12 protein-coding genes are annotated in these 21497 nt (G+C 59.4%); 3 read left to right on the forward strand and 9 right to left on the reverse strand.

The genetic code is table 11. From position 1 onward, the window contains the following. Positions 1-8: 8 nt before the first annotated feature. Both efeO and efeU read right to left on the reverse strand, forming a co-directional pair. Positions 9-1211: an iron uptake system protein EfeO gene (gene efeO, locus K0P33_RS15120; protein WP_094951131.1), complete on the reverse strand. Its 1203-nt coding sequence runs from the start codon at positions 1209-1211 to the stop codon at positions 9-11. Positions 1212-1221: 10 nt separating this feature from the next. Next, complete coding sequence (gene efeU / locus K0P33_RS15125) at positions 1222-2067, reverse strand: iron uptake transporter permease EfeU (RefSeq protein WP_094951132.1); 846 nt, start codon at positions 2065-2067, stop codon at positions 1222-1224. A gap of 166 nt (positions 2068-2233) precedes the next feature. On the opposite strand from efeU, the gene K0P33_RS15130 reads away from it, so the two are divergent. The 3 genes from K0P33_RS15130 to K0P33_RS15140 all read left to right on the forward strand — a co-directional run bounded on the left by K0P33_RS15130 (position 2234) and on the right by K0P33_RS15140 (position 10585). Continuing rightward, a complete protein-coding gene (locus tag K0P33_RS15130) occupies positions 2234-3253 on the forward strand; it encodes an AraC family transcriptional regulator (RefSeq protein ID WP_094951133.1) in 1020 nt (339 codons plus the stop codon). 120 nt (positions 3254-3373) lie between these two features. Continuing rightward, positions 3374-6850, forward strand: a complete 3477-nt coding sequence (locus K0P33_RS15135; RefSeq protein WP_242155944.1) for a hypothetical protein — start codon at positions 3374-3376, stop codon at positions 6848-6850. 438 nt (positions 6851-7288) lie between these two features. Continuing rightward, a complete protein-coding gene (locus K0P33_RS15140; RefSeq protein ID WP_242155946.1) occupies positions 7289-10585 on the forward strand; it encodes a hypothetical protein in 3297 nt (1098 codons plus the stop codon). A gap of 219 nt (positions 10586-10804) precedes the next feature. Here the strand turns inward: K0P33_RS15140 and K0P33_RS15145 are convergent, their stop codons facing one another. The 7 genes from K0P33_RS15145 to K0P33_RS15175 all read right to left on the reverse strand — a co-directional run bounded on the left by K0P33_RS15145 (position 10805) and on the right by K0P33_RS15175 (position 21471). Then, complete coding sequence (locus K0P33_RS15145; RefSeq protein WP_242155948.1) at positions 10805-12220, reverse strand: TolC family protein; 1416 nt, start codon at positions 12218-12220, stop codon at positions 10805-10807. Beyond that, a complete protein-coding gene (locus K0P33_RS15150; RefSeq protein ID WP_242155949.1) occupies positions 12217-15396 on the reverse strand; it encodes an efflux RND transporter permease subunit in 3180 nt (1059 codons plus the stop codon). The genes K0P33_RS15145 and K0P33_RS15150 overlap by 4 nt, the downstream gene beginning before the upstream one ends. Positions 15397-15411: 15 nt before the next feature. Beyond that, entirely contained in the window at positions 15412-16653 is a 1242-nt protein-coding gene (gene mexE / locus K0P33_RS15155) for a multidrug efflux RND transporter periplasmic adaptor subunit MexE (RefSeq protein WP_242155951.1), read from the reverse strand. Positions 16654-17364: 711 nt separating this feature from the next. Continuing rightward, positions 17365-18762, reverse strand: a complete 1398-nt coding sequence (locus K0P33_RS15160; RefSeq protein WP_242155953.1) for an isochorismate synthase — start codon at positions 18760-18762, stop codon at positions 17365-17367. Further along, positions 18759-19064, reverse strand: a complete 306-nt coding sequence (locus K0P33_RS15165; RefSeq protein WP_242155955.1) for an isochorismate lyase — start codon at positions 19062-19064, stop codon at positions 18759-18761. Before K0P33_RS15165 ends, K0P33_RS15160 begins: the two co-directional genes overlap by 4 nt. Beyond that, positions 19064-19783: an alpha/beta fold hydrolase gene (locus K0P33_RS15170; protein ID WP_242156051.1), complete on the reverse strand. Its 720-nt coding sequence runs from the start codon at positions 19781-19783 to the stop codon at positions 19064-19066. The genes K0P33_RS15165 and K0P33_RS15170 overlap by 1 nt, the downstream gene beginning before the upstream one ends. A gap of 32 nt (positions 19784-19815) precedes the next feature. Next, positions 19816-21471 carry an AMP-binding protein gene (locus K0P33_RS15175; RefSeq protein ID WP_094951141.1) on the reverse strand — a complete coding sequence of 552 codons (1656 nt, stop codon included), beginning with the start codon at positions 21469-21471 and terminating at the stop codon, positions 19816-19818. Positions 21472-21497: the final 26 nt, after the last annotated feature.

The following is a 21497-nucleotide window of genomic DNA, read 5'->3' on the forward strand; positions in this document are numbered from 1 at the left end:
GGTCGTCTTCACTGCAGGCCGGAAAGGCCAAGGGCGGGGTCGATTCCATCGAGTGCAACGGCCAGAGCCTTGGCCTTGTCGGCGATCTGCTTGCGCTGATCGGCGGTGACGCTGTCGTAGCGGCTAAACTGGCCGTCGACTTTCAAACCATTAAGCTGTGCATCGAAGTCGGCGAGGGCGCTGTCGATCTTGGGCAGCACGTCAGCTGCAGACTTGGTCAACAACGGGCGCATCAACTCCACCACCTTGTGGGCGGCTTCCAGGTTGGCGGCAAAACCGTTCACGTCGATATGGCTGTAGCGTTCCTCTTCACCGCTGGCGGCGCGCACGTCCGCCAGGCTGTTGAGGTTGCGCACCACAATGCTCACCAGTTGCTCCGGTGGCAGCGATTGGGCCAGCAGTTGTTGCTTGAGCGTGGTGACGTCGGTGACCAAGCGCTGGGCAATCGGCGCCAAGCCATCGAGGCTGCGTTGCTGGAACAGGCTGTATTCCAGGCGGTGGAAGCCACTGAACGCCGGGTCTTGCTCGCGTTTTTCAAAGTAGTCGGCGCGTGCGTTGATCGCGTTGTCCAGTTCGGCCAGGCGTTGCGATGCCGGTGCCAGGCGCTGGTAGGCCTCACGGGCCGGCACATACAGAGCCTGCGCCTGGGCCAGGTCGCCGGCCGCAATAGCCTGCTGCAGGGCGGTCACGGCCTTGACCAGTGCACTGCCTTGGCCACTCAGGTACACGCGGAACTCCGACAGCGGGCCGATAAAGGCCACCATCGACGGCTTGGCCTTGGCCTGGGCGTCGGACTCAGCCGTCGCGGTGACGTGCAACGTGCCGCGCGGGTTGCTCAGCAGGCCGCACGTGATCGCGTAGTCACCGGGCAACAGGTTGGCGTTGATCACCTGGCTCAAGCCCGGGGCGATGTTTTCGCGTTCCTCAACCACCAGCACACCGTCGAGGATTTCCCATTCCACCGCCCGGTCGGAGCGGTTGATGATGCGGAAACTGGCGCGGCCGGCAGGCACGCTCAACTCGTTGGGTTCGCAGGCGTGGCCATGGATGGTCACGGCGATTTCATTGTGGTTGGTCTGGCGCTTGGCCGCGGCCAATTGCGAGGCGTAATAGAACAACGCACCGGCGGCGATCATGACGACCACCGAGCCGGCCACCGCCCAGCGCAGGGCGCGGGAGGGCGGAGCCGTTTGAGGGGTTGGGTTGGACAAGAGGCGGTCCTTACTGACTGGAAACGGAAGAGGTTTTGACAAGGGGCTTGGGTGGGGCCGAGGGCAAAAAGAACATCACCAGGGCCACCACCAGGTAGATCAGATAGGCGCCCAGGGTGCTGACGGTCGGTGCATCCTGATAGCCGAACATCCCTGCCAGCACCGAGCCCAACGGGCCATCCATCGGCAGCGTCGCGCTGAAATCGAACAGCACGGTTTGCAGGTGGTTCCACACACCAGCCTCGTGCAGGGCCTGCACCGAGTTAGCCAGAATGCCGGCCGCCACCACCAGGATGAACAAGCCGGTCCAGCGAAAGAACGCGCCGAGGTTCAGGCGCATGCTGCCGGTGTAGATCAGGAAACCAACGATGATCGCCAGGATCAGGCCGAGCAGGGCGCCTATCGGCGCGCCTGGGCCTTCGCTCTGCTGGAACACGGCGAGCAGAAAGAACACCGTCTCCAGGCCTTCGCGGGCGACGGCGAAAAACACCATGGCGATCAGTGCGATCACTTGGTGCTTGGAGCCGGCCAACGCGTGGTCGAGGGACTCATGCAGGGAATGCTTGATCGAGCGTGCTACTTTGCGCATCCAGAACACCATGGAACTGAGGATGCCCACGGCCACCAGGCCCACCACACCTTCGAACAGTTCCTGTTGTTTTTGCGGGAATTCAGCGCTGACCAGTTCCAGGCCACCGCCTACCAGCAGGGCGAGGGCGGCGGCGAGAAACACGCCGATCCACACGGCCGGCATCCACTGGCCGCGGCCGGTCTGTTGCAGGTAGCTGGCGATGATGCCAACGATCAATGCTGCTTCAATGCCTTCGCGCAACATGATTAGAAAGGGAACGAGCATTCGGCACCGCATCAAGACGTGAGAGGATGCTAATTTGTAACATAATGATACTCATTACTAAACAGCCAATATTGACCTTTGCTGAACTGCGGCTGAACGGTGGTGGCGAATCGCAACCGCCCTTATGATGCACCCCATCTTATGCATAGCCGAACAGCCTTCTCCCATGGCGGAAAAAGACACCATCTCCATCCATCTCGTCCGTGAGGCCTTGCTGCAAAGCTGCGCGCCCGGCGCGGCCACGGTCGAAGCCTTGAGTAAAGTCGGGATTGCCCCGGCCTTGCTCGAGCAGCCCGACGCCCGCGTACCCGCCACTGCGTACGCGCGGCTGTGGCGTTTGTTGGCGCGGCGCAGGGATGATGAATTTTTTGGCATGGACCCGCGTAAGCTCAAGTCCGGCAGCCTGGCGTTCCTGTGCCGCGCCGCGATGGCGCAACCCACTCTGGGCGCGAGCCTGGAAACCGGCCTGGGTTTTCTATCCTTGATGCTGGAGCAGATGCCCGCTCAACTGGTGCGCCAACAAAGCCTGGCGGAAATCGTATTGCTCGAACCCGAGCCTAAACGCGCGTTTACCTATTTCACCTACTGGATGATCGTGCACGGCGTCGCCTGTTGGCTGGCGGGCCGGCGTATCCCGATCCTGGCCATTGAGCTGCGTTGCTCGCAACCGGGCTTCTATGACGATTACCGGGTGATGTTCTCCGACAACCTGCGTTTCAACCGGCCGCGTACCCGCATGATCTTCTCCGCTGATTGCCTGGACCTGCCGATCAAGCGCAGCCCCGAAGAGCTCAAGCGTTTCCTCGCGCATGCGCCGGCCAACATATTGGTCAAGTATCGCGACCCCGACAGCCTCGCCAACCGCATCAAGCACGACCTGCGCCAACTGCCGCCAGACACGTGGCCGGAAACTGACGGCCTGGCGGCCAGCCTCTGCATTTCTGCCTCAACCCTGCGTCGTCGTTTGGCGGACGAGGGCCAGACTTATCAGGGGCTTAAAGACAGTGTCCGTAAAGAGCTGGCAATTGTCTGGCTGGCCGAGGCCGACATCAGTTTTGTTGAAATCGCTGCGCGATTGGGGTTTGCCGATGTCAGCTCATTCTACAAAGCCTTTCGCAAATGGTCCGGTTCCAACCCGGGGCACTACCGCAGTTTGATCCTGAGTGACGCGTTACCGTCTGTGTGACACAAGGCTCAGGCGTGGTAATTCGTACATATACTTTGCTAAAGCAGCTTCGGAAGAAGCTGATCCTGTTGCGGCGAGCGGTTCTCAGACTATTAGGCTCCTTTCTCTGGAGTACTTTTAATGAGCCTATCCCGCATTGATTCAGGCAGCCTTGCGCTCTTGCCTCAATCAAATCCGCCAACTAATGAGCTGAACCTGGCGACGTCGATCGCTCAGTCGGACCTGCCGGCTGATGAGGTTAAGACAAACGCTGACGCAGAACTGGCCACATTGCTGGCTGACAAGCACCAGGACGATTGGCGGGGGCAAAAACTGTCGCCACAGACGTCGGTCGGCAAATGGCTGGACCTTTTTATTCAGTCGTGGAACACGCCGCCCGTGCAGGCTTGGGTAAAGTCGCACAATTTCGTGATGCCTAGGTTTCACATCGTCGGCTCCACCCTGACGGTTACATCGCTCGTAGGCGACAAAGAAACAACCACCACGTTTACCCCTTCTGACGGAACCGGTTGGTGGCCGATAGGGCAGCAGGTCATTGCCAGTGCTGCCATGCTTGATCCGCAAGGGAAGGGCCTGAGCGGTAACCCTGGAGCCCACCTTCAGCCCTCAGAGATCGCGGCGTTCTACGGCCTGAATTGGCCGATCAGCCAGGCCGATGCCGAACAACTCAACGCCAACGGTTTTCCAGTCAAGCGCGTGAGAGAAGATCCCATGCGCTCACCTGAAATACGCAAGCTGGCAGCGCGTGAGTTTATGGATGTAGAAAATGAAACCGCACTGATAAAGACGCTGCTCGGTAAAGTCCAAGACAAACCAGACGATGAGCAGATCGACCTGAGTACGATTTTGCAGGGCATAAAACCAGGGTCGTCACTCGCCATCGCCAATCGGGCGGGGCTCAAACTACTACAGCCCCTGATGCGTGACCCCATGATGGCGTCTATCTTGCGCGCTTACCGGACCGACTCGAATGCTCAAGTTCGGCTAGTGGATGGGCAGCTGTTTATAAACGCCTACGGCAAACTTGACGCGTGGCGTAACGTGACGGCAACCGTTCTGACCCATCCAAATCTGGCGGAAATACTCAACAGGGCCATCCAACACTCGGAAAAAAGCGCAAAAATCATCAGCTCTCAATCAAGCACTGACGTATGGCAGCTGCTTCGGTTTGCAACCGAGAACGAATTGCCGGCCACCCTTTCTGTCAGCGAGTTGCGCAATGTTTTGAACTGGAAGCTCAACCCACTGGCGCCGCAACCGTCACTGGGCAGCCATGCCCGAAGTTATCTTGGGGATAAGCAATCACCTGATTCCCTGAGTGCCGAGCAACGCATCAGAGTACGCCGCACAGCGCCCGAAACCAGCATACCGCCGAAGTTGACGCTGCTCGATTGTTCACCCCAACCATGGGTAGGCAAGAGCCCGGCATACATACGCGAGAATGCCGATGAGCTGATTACCCAAGCATTGACTCAAGGCGCTGGATTGGGCCGTTGCGAACCCATTCTTACTGCGTTGAAAGACGATCCGTTATCTGCAACCGGCGATGCTTCGCCAAGCTATCGCAAACAGATGATCATCACCCGTGATCTGCTGGTGATTGATCCAACGCTGGGTACGCAACGTAATCATATTGCCGACTACAACCTGTATTCAGCCTCGAACACAGGAAAAACGCTGGTGCAGGTGCGTACTGAGCTTGAACAGTACATCGCCAAAGAAAAGCAGTTGCCCCTCGAGCAAGCAATAGTCGTCACACATGCTTTATTGGCGACTGCTGCTCCCGAGTTTTTGGTAAAGGGGGCGGATACAGTACGGGTGGGGACGTTGTCACTGGTAAACCTGCGCGTTCAAACAGCGCTGGTGGAAATGGCATCCCAAGGCAGTTCACGCCTGATGAGCGCACAACAGCTTGGCTCACGCGCCTTGCTGACACCGCTATCGCCTGAGCACAAGCAATTGCAAGCAATGGAAAGTGCAGGGCCTATTTACGACTGGGCCTTGGCCCAAGGGGTGGTGACCGACAGGGATGACTACTCACCCTCGGCACTCAACACCGCGCTGACTGCTTACACTCAACGCTTGGCCGACAGCCGTTTAATGGCGACTGATTTTGACAGGGCCAAGTCAGCCCTTAAAACCCGTGTTGAAGCGGGCGAGCAGGAGTTGGCGAGGGTGTGCCCTGGCTTTAGTAAGTTTCTCAATAAGCCAACGGTTTTGTTTGACCCAGCGTCGTCAATTGTCAGCAGCCGGATAGTTGATTTTGTTGCCAGCACGGCCAGTAACGCGTTGGGTGGGCCTCAAGGGACGGCATTCGAGCTTGCCGCCGGGCCTTGCTCCATCAGAGACCTCTATTTATCAGGCCAGTTGACGGCTGGAAATTTAAACTCAAAAAAATGGACATTTATTGATCCACTGGATAAAGCGGTATTTGAGATATTAAAAATCAAGCTCGCGCAGTTGAAGCCGGTGCACGAAGTGTTTCATCACCCCTTCATGCTCGCAACGTTCAGCCTTGCGAGCGCGAGCGTCACCGCGACGAAAATGCTGATGAGCGATATGCCTGTCGAAGATAGACGGCGGTTGGAATTTGGTGAGGTCACCGTCTATGGGGCTTCAATGTCTCAGCGGCCCGAGAAGGGTGAGCTTACTCAAGAGCAGGCCCAGCAAAAAATAGGACCTATTCTATTTGTCAAAGATGCATCGGGCGCCAAGTGTTATGAGTTGTTCCCGTTGACTAATCAATACGTAGAACGCCCAGCGTTGTGCGCGTCGATGAGCAGCCTGAGCGAGTTGTATAATAAAAACGCCTTAAAGGATTGGCCCATCCTGCGCAAAAGTGACCATCCTTCACTGCCGGTTGATATTCAAACCAGCTGGCACTTCGAACCTGCGCCACAGAATCAGGGCCTACCCGGCGATTTGCCTAATACTTATTCATCGAGTCGGACAAACGAAATCTTGAAGGTGCTGGCGGACGAGCATTTGCTTGTCAACCCCAGGTTCCTGCTGACGCAGGCCGCAGGCTTGACGTACAACGAGGCGTTTCAGCAGCGCTTGGATGCCATGGATGCCTTTGTCATCAATACCCTGATTCCGTTCAAAGGCAATATTGAAGAGCTCGCGTCGGGCAACCGTCGGCGCATGATCATCGGTGGTTTCGGGCTGGGCGTGGAAATTATAGGCGCTCTGTTCGTGGTCTACGGTGCTTTCAATGGCATAGCAAAGGGCGCCTCGGTAGCGACCAAACTTGCAGCGCTTGGTAACGCAGCGCTATCGATGTTCAATCTTCCGGGGGCGGTTACGGGCACCGCGAAGTCTTTATTTCGACTCACTTCAGCCGGCGTCACTGGCGTGGGCGCGGTAGTGCCTAAAGCATTGGGCAAAGGGCTGGTTAATCTTAGAAAGTTGGCGGGTGGCGGTGGTAAAAATACCCAGAGTTTAATCAGGCTATCGCCAAACGGGGCAGTACCCAAAGAGGCCATTGATCTACTCGGGAACACCGGCTTGATCAACACGACTTATGGCACGAACGATATTATCCAGCAATCACCGCCGACGGTGTCGTCGGGCAGTACTATTTCCCTGGCAACATAGATAATCACGACGATTGCTTCGAGCAGGGAGGCTCATCACTGGCCGGTATATTCAGAGACTGCGCGCAACACATAAGGCAAAAAATCGCCTGGATGCGCCCCACCAGAGGGTTGGGCAGCGAACTGAAATGTGTACACATGAATGCTTAGAAGCGTTCGGACAATTCCGATTTTGAGGGCGGAGGGCGGTTTTCAGAATGCGCTCACCTTCAAACTGGAGAATGTTCATGGGTTTAATTAACGTCGATGCAGGACAACGTTCGCACAGTGAATCGTTTTTCGGCACCCACGCCAACGTTTACGGGGACGAGCTCCCCAATCCGCAGTTGACCGTTCTGCCGGATTCATCCGCTCATAACCTCAATTTGCCGACGCCACCCTTTGGGTTGGATTCGTCGGTGAGTGTGCAAAAAAAGCTGACGATGAACTGGCCAAATTTATGGCCGATGTGCACGCCGACAGCGGATTGTGGCGGCCGCTGTCGGCAGACACATCGGTCGGCAAGTGGCTGGGCCGTTTCAACCAGTCGTGGGGAACGCCTGCAATGCGGGCCTGGATGAAGGCGCAACATTTCGTGCCTCGCTCGCTTCGTCTACACGGCAGCACGCTGACAGCACAATCGATCGTGGACGGTAAAGTCACCCATCGCACGTTTACGCCGTCAGACGGGTCTGGTTGGTGGCCGCTAGGGCGCCAGGCCATTGCCAGCGCTGCCGTACTTGACCCGCAACAGTCAGGCTTGGTCGGCGGCTCCCGGGCTGTTCTCTGGCCGGAAAACGTCATGGCGTTCTACGGCGCAACCTGGCCTCTCAACAATGCGCAGGCGGGCCAACTCAGGATCAGCGGTTTCCCCGCAGTGGGGGTGACGGATGACCCCCTGCGCTCCCCAGACGTTCGGGAACTGGCATCGCGCGAGTTCATGGGCACAGAGCAAGAAGCCGCGCTGATAAAGCAATTGCTCGGCGTCATCAAGGACAAGCCTGGCGATGAGCAAATCGATTTAGGCATGATTGTTCAGGCCATTACGCCAGGGTCCTCATTCGCCTTTGCCAATAAGTCAAAACCCCAACTGTTGAAGAACCTGAGGGACCATCCCTACCTGCTGCCTATCTTGCGAACGTGCGAAGCGGATTGGAACGCTCAAGTTCGGCTGGTAGATGGGCAGTTGTTTATCAAGAGCCGTGGTCGCCTCGGGCAATGGAACAACGTGACCGCGCACGTAAGAGCCAAGGCGGATCTGGTCCCCCTTCTTGATAACGCTATCGAACAGGCGAAAACGACCGGAAATATCATCAATTCAGGCGCAAAAGCTGACGCGCAGCAGCTGCTGCGCTTTGCCGGGATGGACGAGTTGCCTGCCAAGGTCAGTGCCTTGGAGCTGCACAACGTGCTGAACTGGAAACTCAACCCGCTGCCGCCAGGGTCGGAATTGGGCAGCTATGCCCGAGACTTTCTGACGGACCCGCAATCCCCAGCGTCCCTGAGCGATGGGCAACGTATCAGAGTACGCCGGACAGCGCCCGACGCCAGCATACCGCCGAAGTTGACGGTGCTCGATTGTTCGCCCAAACCATGGGCAGGCAAGCGCTCGGAGTACATACGCGAGAATGCCGACGAGCTCATTACCCAGGCGCTGACTCAAGGCGCAGGACTGAGGCGTTGTGAACCCATTCTTACGGCATTAAAAGACGATCCATCCGATGCGACCGGGGAGGCTTCGCCAAGCTATCGCAAACAGATGATCATGACCCGTGATTTGCTCGTCATAGACCCAACGCTGGGTGCGCAACGCAATCATATTGCTGGCTACAACCTGTATTCAGCGTCCAATACCGGAAAAACACTCTTCGAGGTGCGTACTGAGCTTGAACAGCACCTGGTCAAAGAGAAGAAGCTGCCCCTTGAGCAAGCGATATTGGTCACACATGCGTTGTTGGCGACCGCGGCTCCCGAGTTTCTGGTAAAGGGGGCAGATAAAGTACGTGTGGGGACGTTGCCACTTGTCAGCCTTCGCGTTCAAACCGCACTGGTGGAAATGGCTTCCCAAGGCAGTTCGCGCCTGATGAGCGCTGAACAGCTCGGCTCACGCGCCCTCCTGACGCCTCTCTCAACTGAACACGAACAACTGCAAGCAATGGAAAATGCAGGGCCTATTTACGATTGGGCCCTGGCACAAGGGGTGGTGACCGACAGGGATGATTACTCGCCTGCGGCACTCAAGGCCGCGCTGACTGCTTACAGTGACCGCCTGGAAGACAGCAGCATAATGGCGACTAATATTGATACCGCCAAACCACTCCTTAAAACCCGTTTTGAAGCGGGCGAAAAAGAGCTAGAGAGGGTGGCGCCCGGCTTTAGTACGTTTCTGAATAAACCAACGGTTATAGTTGAGACGAGTTCGTTACTTTCTTCCGGGGTGATCGATTTGTTTGCGGACACGCTCAGTCAATGGTTAGGCGGGTCCGGAGGGACTGCACTCGCGCAAGCCGCAGGACCGGCTTCCCTCAAGGACTTATATCTGTCAGGCGCATTGACGGCTGAAAATATAAACACCAAAGCGTGGAAATTTGTTGATCCTCTGGATAAACAGCTATTTGAGACGTTAAAAACAAAACTCATGGGCCTGAAGCCGATCCACGATGTGTTTCATCATCCCTTCAGTCGTGGGATGGTCAACTTTGCAAGTGCAAACTTCATTGCAACCAAGATGCTGATTAGCGAAATGCCTGTAGAAGACAGAAGGCGGTTGGCGTTTGGTGAGGTCACCGTCTATGGCGCCTCGACTCAAGACGGTGATCTCACTCAAGAACAGGCCCAGGAAAAAATAGGGCCTATTTTATTCCTCAAGGACGCGGCGGGCGCCAACGTGTATGAGTTGCTCCTCAGGACGCAAGAGTACGTGGAGCGCCCGGATCTGATTGACGCCATGAAGCACATGAGCGATTCAGGTACCAACGCCTTTGGGTACATCATGCGCCAGCGCAGTAACCCGACGCTGCCGGTTGATATTGACGTCAAAGGGCACTTTCCAGCCGTAAAGAATCGGGCCCTCTCAGGGGACTTGCCGAATACCTATTCGTCGAAACGGACAACTGACCTTCTTAAGGTGTTGCGAGAGGAGGACGTGCTTGTCAACCAGCAGTTTATGCTGAATCAAGCATTAGGCGTGACGTATAACGAGGCCATTCAGCAGCGTTTGGATGCCATCGATAGCTTTATTATCAATACCCTAATCCCGTTCAAAGGCAATATTGAAGAGATTTCGTCAGGCGACCGCCGTCGCGTTGCCATGGGCGCTATCGGGCTAGGCGTGGAGACTGTAGGCGCTCTGTTCGTGGTGTCCGGTGCTGTCAGCGGCGTCGCCAAGGGCGCCGCAATAGCGTCCAAACTTTCAACTATTGGTAAGACAGTGCTATCGATGCTTAATCTTCCTGGGGCCGTTGTCGGCACAACGAAATCGATCATTCGCCTCAGTGCAATGGGCGTCAGAAGTGTGGGGGTGGGGACGCCTAAAATCGTGGCGAAAGGACTCGCCACGCTCAAAAACGTGATGGGTGGTAGCCGTAAAGGTAGCCAGGGTTTAATCAGGACGTCCCCAACGTTGAGCGCCCTTAAAGAGGGTAAAACGTTATTGGAGAACACCAGTTTACTCAATACCGTTAATGGCACGGTTGATTTTTTCCAGCAGTCGCCGCCAACGGTGTCAGTCGCCAGTGTTGTTCCGCTGACAACTTAAACAGTAAGGTTTTTTTGTTCGAGCAGGGATGCTCACCCTTAACCCGTTTAAACGGGGTACGCTGCGCCACACCGACAATCGTCGAACGTCTGCAACACCGAACCCAAAGGGTTCATCTCATGACCTTTCAAGAAATCATCAGCAAAAAAAGCCCCGCGACCGAATGGACCGCAGGGCTAAAAATTGGCTGGATGCGACCAACCAAAGGAGCTCTTTACATCACTTGCTGCTGGCGACGACCGTGTCCGGCTGCCAGCCGCCACCGAGGGCCTTGTAGATCGCGACAATCCCGCGATACAAGTCCACTTCGGCCTGGGCCTGGGAGTCTTCAGCGGCCAGACGCTCACGTTGCGCGTCGAGCAGCACCAGGAAGTCCACCGTGCCTTCGCGATAACGGATCGCCGCAAGGTCGGCAGCCGCGCGACTGGACTCACTTTGGCGGATCAGCGAGACCAGGCGCTGCTGGCGTTTGCCGTAATCACTGAAGGCATTTTCCGATTCTTCCAACGCCAGCAACACCTGCTGCTCATAGGTCGCCAGGGCGCCATCGGCTTCAGCGTTCGCGCCGCGCAAACGTGCGCGCACGCTGCCCAGGTCAAACGCCGCCCAGGTAATGCTCGGGCCCAGGGACCAGGCATTCGCTGCGGCCGAGCCGATCTGCGAACCGCGCCCGGCGGTAAAGCCGAGGAAACCGCTGAGGCTGACCCGTGGGAACAGGTCAGCCTTGGCCACGCCGATACGCGCGGTGGCGGCGGCCAGTTTGCGTTCAGCGCTGAGAATGTCCGGGCGCCGTTGCAGCAGTTGCCCCGGGTCACCGATCGGCAACGCCTTGGCAATCGCCGGCAGGTCTTTGGGGCTCAGGTCCACGGTGAGCTTGTCGGGGCGCTGGCCGAGGAGGGTGGCGATGCGGTTCCGCTCGCGCACTTGCTCGGCCTGCAGTTGCGGCACGCTGGCTTCAACGGCGGCCAGACGCGCATCGGCGCGTTCCACATCGAGCTGATCACCGACGCCGGCATCACGCAGGCTGACGGTAATAGTGCGCGATTCCTGCTGGTTCTTCAGGTTGTCCAGGGCAATGCGTTCACGCAACTGCGCACCGCGCAGCTGGCCGTAGGCGTCCACCAGTTCGGCAATCATGGTGACTTGCAGTTGGTACAGGTCGGCTTCGGCCACCTGCTGCTCAGCATCGCTGGCTTCCAGGTTGCGGCGAATGCGGCCGAACAAATCCACTTCCCAGGCCATGTCCAGGCCCAGGTCGTAGCGCTCGCTGTTCACGCGTTTGGTGGTCTGGCCCGGGATCTGGCCTTTGCCCACGTCGCTGCTGGCACGGCTGGTGACCACCGGCATGATGTCGTTGGCTGCGTCATCGCGAATGGAACGGGCCGCGCGCAGACGGGCAAACGCCACACGCAAGTCACGGTTACCGTTCAACGACTGGGTCACCAGTTGGTCGAGGGTCGGGTCGTCGAACTGCTGCCACCAGATGCCTTCGTACTTGGCGTGGTCATAACTTTTGGTGTCGGCGGCGGCCGTGATGTTGGCCGCCTCCAATTGCTCGGTTTTGTAGTCCGGGCCGACGGCACAGGCGCTCAGCGCCAGGACCAGCAAGCTCGGCAGAAAGACTTTCACACTCATTGCTGTGTCTCCAGCTTCAAGGCCTTGGCCGCTTTGCGCGCTTCGCCGCGCTCCACATAGCGACGGATCAATACGTAGAACACTGGCGTCAGCAGCAGACCGAAGAAGGTCACGCCGATCATCCCGGAGAACACCGCTACGCCCATGGCATGGCGCATCTCGGCACCGGCACCGCTGGACAACACCAGTGGCACCACACCCATGATGAAGGCGAACGAGGTCATCAAGATCGGCCGCAGACGCAGACGGCAGGCTTCCAGTACCGCAGCGAGCGGGTCGAGGCCTTCTTGCTGTTTGTCCTTGGCGAACTCGACGATCAGAATCGCGTTCTTACACGCCAGGCCTACCAGTACGATCAAGCCGATCTGCGTGAAGATGTTGTTGTCGCCGCCCGAGATAATCACCCCGGTAATGGCCGACAGCAGCGTCATCGGTACGATCAGGATCACCGCCAGTGGCAGGCTCCAGCTTTCGTATTGGGCGGCCAGTACCAGGAACGCCAGCAGTACGCAGAGCGGGAACACGAACAGCGCCGTGTTGCCCGAGAGGATTTGCTGATACGTCAGGTCGGTCCACTCGTAGGTCATGCCGTTGGGCAGTTCCTCTTTCAACAGTTTTTCAATCGCAGCCTGGGCCTGGCCGGAGCTGTAGCCCGGTGCGGCGTTGCCGTTGATTTCAGCGGTGATAAAGCCGTTGTAGTGCATCACGCGGTCCGGCCCCGAGGTGTCGCTGACCTTGATAAAGGTCGCCAGCGGGATCATCTCGCCTTTGTTGTTACGCACTTTCAGTTGGCCGATCTGGTCTTCATCCTGGCGGAACTGTTGCTCAGCCTGCACGTTGACTTGATAGGTACGGCCGAAGCGGTTGAAGTCGTTGGCATACAACGAACCCAGGTAGATCTGCAGGGTGTCGAAGATGTCGCTGACCGCCACGCCGTGGGTCTTGGCTTTTTCGCGGTCGATGGCAGCATCGACCTGGGGCACGTTGACCGTGTAGCTGGTGAACAGGCCGAACAGCTCAGGTACGCCACGGCTCTTGGTGATGATGTTCTGCACTTCTTTGTACAGCTCGTCGTACCCCAGGTTGCCACGGTCTTCGACCTGCAGGCGGAAGCCGCCAATCGTCCCTAGGCCCTGTACCGGCGGCGGAGGGAAGATCGCCATGTAGGCTTCCTCGATGCTGCTGTACTTGCCGTTCAGTGCACCGGCAATCGCGCCTGCCGACAGGCTCGGGTCTTTACGCTCATCGAACGGCTTTAAGGTCACGAACACGATGCCGTTGTTCGGGCTGTTGGTAAAACCGTTGATCGACAAGCCGGGGAAGGCGATAGCGCTTTCCACGCCGGGCTGTTTCATGGCGATGTCGGACATGCGCTTGATCACATCTTCGGTACGGTCCAGGCTCGCGGCGTCCGGCAATTGCGCGAAGGCCACCAGGTACTGCTTGTCCTGGGCCGGTACGAAACCGGTCGGCGTGTGAGCAAAGCCCAGCCAGGTTAAAACCATCAGGCCAGCGTAAAGGAACAGTGCAATGCCACTGCCGCGAATCACCCGGCGCACAGTACCGACGTAACCATGGCTGGCTTTGTCGAAGAAGCGGTTGAACGGTTTGAACAACCAGCCACCCAGCATCTTGTCGAGGAACCTGGAGAAGCCGTCCTTCGGTGCGTTGTGACCTTTAAGCAGTACCGCAGCCAGTGCGGGCGACAAGGTCAGCGAGTTGAACGCCGAAATTACCGTCGAGATCGCAATCGTCAAGGCGAACTGCTTATAGAACTGCCCGGTCAAGCCACTGATAAAGGCCGCCGGAATGAACACCGCGCACAGTACCAACGCGGTCGCGATGATCGGGCCGGTCACTTCGGTCATGGCCTTTTCAGTGGCCGGGAACGGCTCCAGTCCCAATTCAATGTTGCGCTCGACGTTCTCCACCACCACGATGGCGTCGTCCACCACGATGCCGATGGCCAATACCAAGCCGAACAGCGACAGCGCATTGAGTGAGAAGCCGAACAGGTGCATCACCGCAAACGTACCGATCAACGATACCGGCACCGCCACCAATGGAATGATCGAGGCGCGCCAGGTTTGCAGGAACAGGATCACCACCAGCACTACCAGGATCAGCGCTTCGAACAGGGTGTGAACCACGGCCTCGATGGAGCCGCGCACGAAGACGGTCGGGTCATAGGCGATGCGGTAATCCATGCCTTGCGGGAAGCTCTGTTTGAGCTCCGCCATCTTGGCGCGCACTTCATTGGAGATGTCGATGGCGTTGGAGCCAGGGCGCTGAAAGATCGGGATCGCCACGGCCGGCTGGTTATCGATCAACGAACGCAGGGCGTATTGGCTGGAACCCAACTCCACCCGCGCAATGTCCTTCAGGCGCGTGATTTCGCCGTTAGCGCCGGCACGAACCACGATATTTTCGAACTCTTCCTCAGTGACCAGGCGGCCCTGGGTATTGACCGACAGTTGGAAGCTGGTGTCACTGGGGGCAGGCTGCGCGCCCAATGCCCCAGCCGCCACCTGGCGGTTCTGTTCGCGAATGGCCGTCACCACATCGGTGGCGGTCAGGTTGCGCGAGGCCGTCTTGTTCGGGTCCAGCCACACACGCAGGGAGTAGTCGCCCATGCCGAACAACTGCACATCGCCCACACCGCCCAGGCGTGCCAACTCATCTTTGATATTGAGGATGGCGTAGTTGGACAGGTAGAGCATGTTGTAGCGCTGGTCGGGGGAGGTGATGTGCACCACCATGGTCAGGTCAGGGGAGGCCTTGTCCACGGTGATACCGATGCGGGTCACTTCCTCAGGCAGTTTCGGCTGAGTGCGCGTCACACGGTTCTGGACCTGCACCTGCGCGTTATCCAGGTCAGTGCCCAGGGCGAAGGTGATGGTCAGGGTCAGCTTGCCGTCGGCGGTCGACTGCGAGGACATGTACAGCATGTTCTCGACGCCGGTGATGGCTTGCTCCAACGGAGCGGCCACGGTTTCACCGATGACTTTAGGGTTGGCGCCCGGGAAGTTGGCACGTACCACGACCGTTGGCGGCACCACTTCCGGGTATTCGCTGATCGGCAGTTGGAACAGCGAGATTGCACCCGCGATCAGGATCAACAGCGACAGCACCGCTGCGAAGATCGGCCGCGAAATGAAGAACTTGGAAAAATTCATCTTGAGTTGTATCCCTTAACCGCGTGGAGTCGCGACGCTGGCAACTTTTGGCGCGGCTTTATCCGGCGCCACTTGCTCTAGGTTGCTGGCTTCAAGCGCTTGTCGTTGTTGTGCCAAGGCGGCGAGGGTTTCCTTGCTGGCCATCGGGATGGTTTCCGGTGTAACCGGCGACCCCGGACGAATGCGCTGCAGGCCCTTCACGACGATGGTGTCGTCCTTGTTCAAACCGCTGCGCACGATGCGCAAGCCTTCGATCTTCGGCCCCAGTTCCACCGAGCGGTACGCCGGCTTGTCGCCGTCCATCACCAGCACGAACTTCTTGCCAAGGTCAGTGCCGACGGCTTCGTCGTTGATCAGCACGGCGGAGTAGGTGCCGCTGCCGACCAGCTTCAAGCGCGCATACAGGCCTGGGGTGTATTCGCCTTTGCTGTTATCGAACACGGCGCGACCACGGATGGTGCCGGTGGCCGGGTTGACCTGGTTGTCGATGAAGTTCATCTGGCCCAAGTGCGGGTTGCCGGTTTCATTCGACAGGCCCAGGTACACCGGCGTGGTCGCGCCACGGCGGCCTTCGCGCGCCAGTTGGGTGTACTTGAGGTACACGCGCTCGTCGGCGTCGAAGTAGGCGTAGACCTTGTCGGTGGAGACCACGCTGGTCAGCGCGGTGACGTCGGCGGTGACCAAGTTGCCGGCGGTGATTTCGGCACGGCTGACGCGGCCACTGATCGGCGAGGTAACGCGGGTAAAGCTCAGGTTCAACTTGGCCAGGTCCAACTGCGCCTGAATCCCGGCGACAGCGGCGCGAGCTTCCTGGGCGACGGTGGTGCGCGAGTCGGCCAGTTCGGCGGAAATCGCATTGCTCTGACGCAGGCGGTCGCCCCGTTGCGCTTCGTTATCGCTACGGGTGGCGGCGGCTTTGGTTTGGGCAAGCTGGGCTTCGAGGCGGCGCACTTCAGCCTGGAACGGACGCGGGTCGATCTGGAACAACACATCGCCTTTCTTGACCAAGGCGCCTTCGGTGAAGGCCACCTGGTCGATCTGGCCGGACACGCGCGGACGAATCTGCACGGTCTCCGGCGCTTCCAGGCGACCGGTGAATTCATCCCACTCGTTGACCGGTTGTTCGAGCACCTTGGCCACACTGATCTTCGCAGGGGGCATGGCGGCCGCTTGTTCCGGGCTCTTGCCGCACGCGCTCATCACCACTACGGCCAAGATCGCCAAGGGGAAGCGCAAATGTTTGAGTGACTGTTCCATGAGGTGCATCCGCCGATGTATTTGAGATGGGCGGATCATGCGCGGCGGGGTGCTATGTCACGAATCGAATGAAACAAAGGTAACTATCATTCGGAATGATATAAGCGTGGGATTAGCCCTCTAGAATGCGGGTTTCGTTAGGGTGCTATCAATGGGATTGATGACAAAAGATTGTTGCGCAGGGTGCAAGAAGCTAGCCTTGATCTTGGGTAGGCGCTTTTAGTGCACAGAGAACGGCGGGGCGTGGTGGGTAAACGCTCCGTTAATTCGCTTAGGCCGTCCTGTCGCGCGACAGAGTTTTCGTGAGTGCTTCACTGCGCGTGCTGGCAGGGTATTGGTCAAGGGCATCAATCAGTAGCAGGTCTGGCCTGAATTCGCAGGGTTGCTATTCGAGTGCCTTCGCCTCGTGGACCGGTCTTTATTAAGTTGTTCAAGCAGCCTGCTCTTACCCATCCCAGCCTCGCCCAGCACCACGATCGGGCCATCTTTGGGTTCCAGACTTGAATACGGTCGTTCAGTCGCCTTGCCTGTGGTGGTCTGGAGCAGCATTCTCGGGATGAAGGGGCGTGTCACTACCAACTTTGCGCCGAAAGAAGTGATGTGAGTGATCGAGCGGTTTTGGACGAACGAAGTCTGCCTGACTCAAGAGGTGAGTTTTTCCGTGTGCAGGGTAGGCCTGCACAGGTCTTGCTTCAAGCACTGGGCGTGCAGTCACCCCAGCAACGCCGCACGCATCCCCGCCAGTTTGATACAGGTTTCCTCGTATTCGCAGGCCGGGTCGGAATGCTCGACAATGCCGCACCCGGCGAACAGGCGGGCCTGGTTGCCGTGCAACAGGGCGCTGCGCAGGCCGACGATAAATTCACCATTGCCTTGGGCATCCAGCCACCCCAGTGGCGCGGCATACCAGCCGCGGTCAAAGCCCTCGAACTCGCGGATATGTTCCAGCGCCTGCTGGCGTTCGTGGCCGCCGACGGCGGGTGTCGGGTGCAGGATCGACACCATTTTCAGCAAACTGCACTGCGGTCGCAGCGGGCCTTCGATCAGCGTGGCCAGGTGCTGCACGCGGCTGAGGCGCTTGATGTGCGGCGCGGCAGGCAGGTGCAACGGCTGCACCCAGGGCGCCAGGTCGCGTTGAATGATCTGCACCACCACCGCGTGTTCGTGCTGGTTCTTCTCGCAGTCGAGCAGCGCTTGCGCCAGGTGCGCATCCTGCTCGGGGTTGGGGTCGCGACGGGCAGTGCCCGCCAGCGCCAGGGTTTGCAAGTGGCCGTCGTGCAGTTTCACCAGGCGTTCGGGCGAGGCGCCGATAAAGCACGCTTGCTTTCGCCGGAAGGCAAACAGGTAGGCGCTGGGGTCGTTGCTCGCCAAGGCGGCCAAGGTGCGCCCGGCACTGATCGGCTGGGAAAACTCGCTGAGCACTTCGCGCGCCAGCACCACTTTTTTCAACGGCGTGTCGCGTAGCACGTCCAGGGCCTGGGCGATTTTGCTTTCCCAGCAGGCGCGCGGCAGGCTGTGGTCGCGGGTGTGATGCAGCGCCGCCGTGGCGCGAGGGCCGGACACGTAGCGGTCCATCAGCACGTTCCATTCGTGCAACACGTGCTCGCAGCAGCGCTGCGCATCATCGTCGGGCTCGATCCGCTGTTGGCACAGCAGCCAGCAGGCATCGCCGTCGCGCACCAGCAGCAGCGTCATTAATAGCAGTGAGGCATCGCCGAAGCCGTGCCAGGCACTGCTGGCCGAGACTTGATGATCAAAGCGAAAGCCGCCGCACACTGCCGGCGCACGTGGGCCATGGCTCACCGCATGTTCCAGCCAGTGCCGCCATTGCGCGTCCACCGAGGCAAAACGCTGCTCGCCGCTGGCGCTGAGTTGCGCCGCCACGCCCCAGCCAAACAGGCTTTTGTCGTCTTCCGGTGCGCGCCAGAACAAGCATTGCGCGTCTGGCTGGTCGACGCTGGCGAACAGTTCCAGCAGGTCCAACGTCGGCACGCTCATCGAGTAACTGGCCAGCACCGCTTCGCCGTGTTCGATAGCTCGCTGGCGGGCGCACTCAAACACTTCGGTCAGTCCGGCGGCATGGCCCTCCAGCTGCGCAACGGCCTTCATGCTGGTGCTCTCGTTGCGCGCCAGTGCAACACTTGCTGGCCGATGTACCAATGGATGATTTGGGCGAACAGGGTTTCCATGAAGTGCGGGTCCAACCCGGCCTGTTCGGCCCATGCGCGGCGTTGCGCCAGCATCTGGGCCACGCGTTCGGGCGCGGCGATGCTGTTTTCGGTCGGTTTGAAGCGTGCAGCGGCTTTGACGTAAGCCATGCGTTGACGCATGAGTTCGATGATCTGGTGGTCCAGTGAATCGATGGCGTAACGGATGTCCGGCAGGCCATCACAGGCGTCGGGTGTTTTCATCAACAGGTTTCCTTCAGGGCGGGCGATAGGGTCAGCAGCGTCGCGGCGATGGCGTCGATGAGCGCCTGGCGCTGCTCGATCAGGTAAAAGTGTTCGCCGTGCCAGCGCTGCAGGTGCAGTGGCTGGCGGCTGGCGGCTTGCCAGGCCGTGGCTTCATCCAGTTCGATTTCCGGGTCTTGTTCGGGGTAGAACACCTCGATGCGGCTGTTAAGTGGCCGTGGTTGCGGGCAGTGGTAGGTTTCAACGATGCGGTAGTCATTGCGCAGGCCTGGCAGGAACAGTTCGCACAGGGCCGGGTCGTCGAGTAAAGGGTTAGGCTGCTCGGACAGGCGCCGTACATCGTCGAGCAACCCCGCGTCTGGCCCCAGGTGCAACTGCCCGCCGCGCTGGCGATGCGGCGCCGGGTGGGCGGACACGAACAGGTGGTCGACGGCGATTGCGCGTTGCTCCAGGCGCGCAGCCACTTCATACGCCACCACCGCGCCCAGGCTATGGCCGAACAACGCCAGCGGCCGGTCGGCGTAATCCTGCAATGCATGGGCGGCGCCGTCGGCCAGGCGTTGCATGTCGGCTAGGCAGGGCTCGCTGAAACGGTCTTCGCGGCCCGGGTACTGGATGGCCAACAGGTCGATATCGGCGGGCAGGGCGCTGACCCAGTCGCGAAAGAAACTCGCACTGCCGCCGGCATGCGCGAAACACACTAGGCGCCAGCGCGGCATCGGTGTAAGCCGGTAAGCCCGAACCCAGCGGTTCACGACGCGGCACTCTCTAGCCAGGCATCGCGCAGGCGTTCGCGCAGGTCCTTGCGGCTGATTTTGCCGACGCCGGTGTGCGGGAACTGCGCGACGAATTCAATCCGGTCCGGCACCTTGAACGCCGCCAGCCCCTGGCCGCGTAAATGTTGCTTGAGCGCGAAGGCCGACGGCGCCGGGTCGCGGGCGACAATAAAGGCGCAGGTGGATTCGCCGAGCACCGCATCGGGCATCGCCACCAACGCGGCGTCATGCACCTGAGGGTGGTTGATCAGCAGGTTTTCCACTTCTTCGGCGGCGACTTTTTCACCGCCGCGGTTGATCTGGTCCTTGTCGCGACCTTCGACCACCAGGTACCCCTCGGCGGTGCGCCGTACCCGGTCACCGCTGCGATAGAAACCGTCGGCGGTGAACGCCTTGGCGTTGTGCTCGGGCAGGCGGTAGTAGCCGCGAATGGTGTACGGCCCGCGCACGTGCAACTCGCCGACTTCACCCTCAGGCACCGGTTGGCCCTGTTCATCAACAATGCGTATTTCATCGTCGGCACTCAGTGGACGGCCTTGGGTATGCAGCAGCTGGTCGGGGTGGTCATCCAGGCGGGTAAAACACAGCAAGCCCTCAGCCATGCCCAGCACTTGTTGCAAGGTGCAGCCTAGCGTCGGTGTGACGCGTGCGGCGGCGGTGCTGAGCAGTTTCGCGCCGCCGACTTGCAGCAGGCGCAGGCTCGACAGGTCGGCCTGACGCTGGGCTTGGGCGTCGAGCCACAGCATCGCCAGCGGCGGCACCAGCGCGGTGACGGTGACGCGCTGTTCGCTGATCAGTGCGAAACAACTTTCAGGGTCACTACGACGCGTGCACACCACGCGCCCACCAGCCAGCAACGTACCGATCACGCCCGGGCAGCACAGGGTGAAATTGTGCGCCATGGGCAGGGTGGTGAGGTACACCGTGTGCGCATCCAGGCCGCAGACCGCGCTGCTGGCGCGCACGTTATAGAGGTATTCGGCGTGGCGGCGCGGGATCAACTTGGGCGTGCCGGTGGTGCCGCCTGACAGCTGAAAACACGCCACCGCGTCGGCGCGACCGGCGTCCAGTTCCAGCGGTTCACGGTTATACAACGCGCTCAACGCGGTAAATTCCTGCGCGTCGCCATCAATCACCACCTGGCGCAAATGTGGGTTGGCCGCGACTAATTGGCGCGCCATCTGGCGGCAATCAAAACCGTCGAGTTGAGCACAGCCGATGTAGGTCGAGGCCTGGGCAAAGCTGCAAAAGCCGCCGATTTCGTGCTGGCGGTGGGCGGGCAGGGCGAGGATCGGCCGGGCGCCGAGGCGGAACAACGCAAAGCACACCTCGATAAACGCGCAGCCGTTGGGTAAGTGCACCACCACGTTGTCGCCCGCTTCAATACCCAGCCCACGCAAACCAGCGGCCAGCCGTCGGCAGCGCTCTACCAGGCTGCGGTAGTTGAGGTGCAAGGGGCCGTCGGTGATCGCGATGGCCGATGGGCTGCGTGCAGCCACGGCATCCAAGGCTTGGGCGAAGGTCTGGTCTTGCCAATAACCGGCCTGGCGGTAGCGTTCGGCGAATGCGGCGGGCCACTCGGGCGCGTCGCCAAAAGTGTCTGAATCGCGTGCGCAGGTGTGCAATGACATGGAATCCCCTATTTGTAGAAATAAAT

The organism is Pseudomonas sp. ArH3a, from assembly GCF_022648765.1.
GTDB lineage: Bacteria > Pseudomonadota > Gammaproteobacteria > Pseudomonadales > Pseudomonadaceae > Aquipseudomonas.

What these genes read in the sequence shown, in the direction of transcription:
- K0P33_RS15170 (WP_242156051.1), bottom strand. Translation starts at nt 19,783, where the DNA reads ATGCCGCGCTGGCGCCTAGTGTGTTTCGCGCATGCCGGCGGCAGTGCG.
- K0P33_RS15160 (WP_242155953.1), bottom strand. Translation starts at nt 18,762, where the DNA reads ATGAAGGCCGTTGCGCAGCTGGAGGGCCATGCCGCCGGACTGACCGAA.
- K0P33_RS15130 (WP_094951133.1), top strand. Translation starts at nt 2,234, where the DNA reads ATGGCGGAAAAAGACACCATCTCCATCCATCTCGTCCGTGAGGCCTTG.
- K0P33_RS15135 (WP_242155944.1), top strand. Translation starts at nt 3,374, where the DNA reads ATGAGCCTATCCCGCATTGATTCAGGCAGCCTTGCGCTCTTGCCTCAA.
- K0P33_RS15145 (WP_242155948.1), bottom strand. Translation starts at nt 12,220, where the DNA reads ATGAGTGTGAAAGTCTTTCTGCCGAGCTTGCTGGTCCTGGCGCTGAGC.
- efeU (WP_094951132.1), bottom strand. Translation starts at nt 2,067, where the DNA reads ATGCTCGTTCCCTTTCTAATCATGTTGCGCGAAGGCATTGAAGCAGCA.
- K0P33_RS15165 (WP_242155955.1), bottom strand. Translation starts at nt 19,064, where the DNA reads ATGAAAACACCCGACGCCTGTGATGGCCTGCCGGACATCCGTTACGCC.
- K0P33_RS15175 (WP_094951141.1), bottom strand. Translation starts at nt 21,471, where the DNA reads ATGTCATTGCACACCTGCGCACGCGATTCAGACACTTTTGGCGACGCG.
- mexE (WP_242155951.1), bottom strand. Translation starts at nt 16,653, where the DNA reads ATGGAACAGTCACTCAAACATTTGCGCTTCCCCTTGGCGATCTTGGCC.
- K0P33_RS15150 (WP_242155949.1), bottom strand. Translation starts at nt 15,396, where the DNA reads ATGAATTTTTCCAAGTTCTTCATTTCGCGGCCGATCTTCGCAGCGGTG.
- K0P33_RS15140 (WP_242155946.1), top strand. Translation starts at nt 7,289, where the DNA reads ATGGCCGATGTGCACGCCGACAGCGGATTGTGGCGGCCGCTGTCGGCA.